We start from the raw sequence: 4,263 nt of genomic DNA on the forward strand, positions 1-4,263 counted from the left end.
CAGCCCGTCGCCGATTCTGTAGTCAGGCGAGGACACCGGGGAGGTCGGCCACGGAGTCGATCACGTGGTCGGGTTCCATCGCGAATTCGTCGGTGATGCGTCGGTCGAGCACGTCCTGACGGAACTTTCCGGTGCGAACGAGCACGCCGGTCATCCCGACGACCTGGGCGGCGAGGACGTCGTTGTCGAGGTCGTCGCCGACCATGACGACGTCGTCGGGGTCGACCCCCATCCGCTCGGACGCCGTCCGGAATCCCAGCGGAGCGGGCTTGCCGATGGCCTTCGCGGTGTGTCCCGACGCCTGTTCCATACCGCCGAGGTACATGCCGGTGTCGATGCGCAGTCCGGCTCCGGTGCTCCACATCAACGAACGGTGCATCGCGACGACGGGAATGCCCCGGCACAGCCAGTCGTAGACGCGGCTGAGCCGCTCGTGGGTGAACTCCGGGCCTGCCCCGCCGACGACGACGACATCGGGATCCTCGGACGTCTCGTCGACGAATTCGATTCCCGGCATGTCGCCTGCGATCTCACCGTTGTTGATCAGCACCACCCGCGCGTCCGGATAGTTCTCACGCAGATGATCCGCGGTGAGCGACGCGGCCGTGACGATCTCGTCCGAATGCACGTCGAGTCCCACCTCGCGCAGCGCCGTAGCGATCTGTCCACGGGTTTTGGACGTCGTATTCGTCAGGAAGGCGCGAGCAATGTCCTTGCTGTCCAGGTACTTCAGAGTCTCTGCTGCCCCTGGCACCGCCTGCCACGACGTGACGAGAACGCCGTCGATGTCGAAGAGAACCCCGCCGATGCTCATCGGCAAACAGTAGTCTCCGGGCCGGGGCCGCGCAGCTTCAGAGCCCCGAGCGCCTACGCTCGGAAGGTGTGAACCCCTACACGCTTTTCGCCGAGATCATTGCCGGGACGGCCGAGGCTTCTCGCGTCCACGAGGACGAGACAGCGATTGCGTTCATGGACATCAGGCCGCTCACCAGCGGACATGTGTTGGTGGTGCCCAAGGAGCAGTATCGGACGCTGGCGGAGTTGCCGCCGGAGATCGGCGCGCACCTGTTCGTGGTGGGGCAGAAGGTGGCCGCCGCTGTGCGTGCCAGCAATTCGCGTGTCGCCGGCGTCAACTTCTTTCTCGCCGACGGCACGGTCGCCGGTCAGGAAATCTTCCACGTGCATCTGCACGTCATCCCACGCATGATCGGGGACGGCTTCGGCCTGCGGGCTCGGCCGTCGTCGCCGCAACGATCGGAACTGGACCGGCAGGCCGGAGAGATCGCAGCCGCGCTGTGATGGCCGCCTCGACGAAGTTCGGGGCCACCGGCAGATGCCTTCCGGTGACCCCGTGGCTCATGGTCCGCCGAATTACTCGGGCGTGACCTTCTTCGCCTTGGACAGCGCGTCGGCATAGATGTCGATTGTGTTCGTGTAGCGGCTGTAGCTCTTGTTGGCACCGTAGTCCCACAACACCATCTGCTGCTTGTCGACGGCAGCGATGGTGTCGAAGGCCGGGTAGCGGCTCGGAATATCGGCGAGCTTCACGTCGGCGGCGTTGGCGACGTCGTGATAGACGAACGCGACGTCGGCGTCGACGGTCGACACGTTCTCCCACGACACCTTCTTCCAGTACCCGTCATCGGTGCCGTCGGGGGTGTACATCTTCAGGCCCCACCGTTGGTAGTCGCTGAAGTCCGGGTCTGCCGACGGATCGAGGACGTAAGCGACGTCGAGTGGCCAGACGCCGACGCTGGTGAGGTCCTGACTCTCGGAGGCCACCTTCTCGAAGTTCGCGACAGCGGCGTCGAATTCGGCCTTGATGTCGGCCAGTTGTGGCGTGTCGAGGTCGACGCCGAGCGAGGATGCGAGTCCGGCGTAGTTCTCGATGGTCTGTGCCGTCGAGGTCGTATCCAAGGTGACACCCAAAGTGGGGGCGAGCTGATCGATCGTGTCGGCCTTGGACGAGTCGGCTGAGGTGGTCAGTTTGCCGAACTGGCCGAATCGAGGGTTGTACTCGCCGATGACGAGATCCGGTTCGAGGCTGGCGGCTTTCTCGACATCGAATGTCCCCCAGCTCTCGCCGACCGATTCGATGCCCGTGAGATCGGAGCAGCTCAGAATCGGGCTGGTGGACATCGGAGTGGTCGACCAGATGGCGATGGGTCTGATGCCGTAAGACATCAGCGCTGCTGCCGATTCCTCGTCGGCGATGATTCTCGTCGGCTGAGCATCGAGCGAAATCGTGCGTCCGCGACCGTCGGTGTACGTGAACGGTCCCGATGCTCGGTCGACTGCATCGACGAGGTCGTTCTCGCCGCACGCGGCGGGGTTCGCGTTCAGGTCGACGACCTCGGTGTCGGTGGTGCCGCCGCTGCACGCTGCAGCGACGAGAAGCACGAGCACCGCGATACCTCCAGTGAGGGCGCGAGGGCCGGTTGTGTATCGCCCCATGGTGCGGATTCTTGTCGAAGACATGCGCTCACTTTCGCGTTCGATGATGGACGGTGAACCGACGAGATCGAGGGCCACACACGTGTCCGGGCGCACTCGACGCACGACGGAGCCGTTGTAGACCAGGAAATGTTAGGTTAGCCTACGGTAGGCAAGTAGCGCTGTTCATGACATCGAGCCAGGACGCTGGGCACTGCCGAGACGGCCATCGACGGACCCTCGCCGGCGTCACCCCGAATCTCGTCCGCAAGTAGAAGGAGACGCTCTATGCACCGCACCGAGCTCGGTGGAGCGATCCACCGTGTAGGCCTCGTTCATGCCGATCCGCACCTCGCCGGCCCCGCCGATCGAACCGCGGGGGCGAGCCGTCGATGACCTCGCACAACGATTTTTCCGACGGCACCTACGACATCGTCGGGGTCGGCTTCGGGCCCTCGAATCTGGGCCTGGCCATCGCGATCGAGGAGCACAATCGAATGTGCTCGCCGGCAGAGCGATTGACGGCCTGCTTCGTCGAATCCAAGGACGAGTTCGCCTGGCACCCCGGCATGCTGTTGCCAGGGACGTCCATGCAGATCTCGTTCCTCAAAGACCTGGCGACCCAACGCAATGCCAGCAGTGAATACAGCTTTCTGGCGTATCTGTCGGAACAGGGTCGGCTCAATCACTTCATCAATCTGCAGACGTTCTTCCCGAGTCGGCTCGAGTTCCACGACTACCTAACTTGGGCCGCAAGCAAAGTCGACGCGACCGTGCACTACGGCACCCGGGCGCTGGACGTCGTCGACACCGGTGACGGCTACGGCGTCCGCACCGAGGGCCGGCGAACCGGGACCGTGCGAGGACGTAACATCGTGCTCGCCGGAGGACTGACCGCCACCCTGCCCGACGGGGTCACGGCGTCGGCGCGACAGTTCCACAACCACGATCTTCTCGGCGAGCTCGATCGGTTGCCGTCGCGGACGCAGCGCACCTTCGTCGTCGTCGGTGCCGGGCAGAGTGCCGCCGAGGTGGTGGACTACCTGCACTCGACGTACAGCGACGCGTCGGTGCACGCGGTGTTGCGCAAGTACGGATACAGCCCGGCCGACGACAGCCCCTACGCCAATCGCATCTTCGATCCGACGGCCGTCGACGACTTCTATTCGTCGTCGCACACACTGCGCGAGCAACTACTGCACTATCACCGCGGAACCAACTACTCCGCCGTCGACCTGCCGTTGATCGAGGAGTTGTACGCACGCGAGTACTCCGAGCGAGTCAGCGGGAAGCGCCGGTTGTTCGTGCACGGAGCATCCCGGTTGATCCGAGCCACCGAGGAGCCGTCGGGCGTTCGTGTGTCCGTCGAGCACGGCCCGACGGGGCTGGCCGAGGACATACTGTGCGACGCTGTCGTCTATGCCACAGGCTTCACGTCCCTCGATCTGCCCGAGATCCTCGGTCCGCTGTTCGACGACGTCGAACACGACTCCCGTGGGCCTCGCGTGACGCGTGACTACCGACTCGTGACGCGTGAACCGAGTGCGGGTTCGATCTATCTGCAGGGCGGCACCGAGCACACGCATGGTCTGACCTCGTCGTTGCTGTCCAACATCGCTGTTCGCAGCGGTGAGATCGTGAAGTCCGCTGTGGGCGCGAGGGTGCGATCGGTGGTGTGAATCGGGTGAGGACGAGCGTGGGCGACGAGCCGGAACAGCGAGGCGTTCCGGCCGAAGTCGGTGGTCTCGCTCGCACCGATGCCCGTCGGGCCGCGGGGTTGTTCTTCGTCACCGGTGTGCTGGCGGCGCTGTGCCTGGTGAGCATCTCGGT

Annotated in this window: 4 protein-coding genes; 2 read left to right on the top strand and 2 right to left on the bottom strand. The window is 64.5% G+C overall.

The window, feature by feature from the left end:
* Positions 1–22: 22 nt before the first annotated feature.
* The gene (locus A2J02_RS26460; RefSeq protein WP_068055867.1) at positions 23–814 is read right to left on the bottom strand and encodes an HAD-IIA family hydrolase; all 792 of its coding nucleotides are present in this window, start codon (positions 812–814) and stop codon (positions 23–25) included.
* Between the two features lie 68 nt (positions 815–882).
* Between A2J02_RS26460 and A2J02_RS26465 the strand changes: the two genes are divergently transcribed.
* Positions 883–1,299 carry an HIT family protein gene (locus A2J02_RS26465; protein WP_068055869.1) on the top strand — a complete coding sequence of 139 codons (417 nt, stop codon included), beginning with the start codon at positions 883–885 and terminating at the stop codon, positions 1,297–1,299.
* 72 nt (positions 1,300–1,371) lie between these two features.
* Here A2J02_RS26465 and A2J02_RS26470 read toward each other — a convergent pair whose 3' ends face one another.
* A complete protein-coding gene (locus A2J02_RS26470; protein ID WP_156516401.1) occupies positions 1,372–2,478 on the bottom strand; it encodes an ABC transporter substrate-binding protein in 1,107 nt (368 codons plus the stop codon).
* A 347-nt stretch (positions 2,479–2,825) separates the two neighbouring features.
* Here A2J02_RS26470 and A2J02_RS26475 point away from each other — a divergent pair, with 347 nt between their 5' ends.
* Positions 2,826–4,112 (top strand): lysine N(6)-hydroxylase/L-ornithine N(5)-oxygenase family protein, encoded by a 1,287-nt coding sequence (locus A2J02_RS26475; RefSeq protein WP_068055875.1) that lies wholly within the window; start codon positions 2,826–2,828, stop codon positions 4,110–4,112.
* Positions 4,113–4,263 lie beyond the last annotated feature (151 nt).

Source organism: Rhodococcus sp. EPR-147 (genome assembly GCF_001647185.1).
GTDB lineage: Bacteria > Actinomycetota > Actinomycetes > Mycobacteriales > Mycobacteriaceae > Rhodococcoides.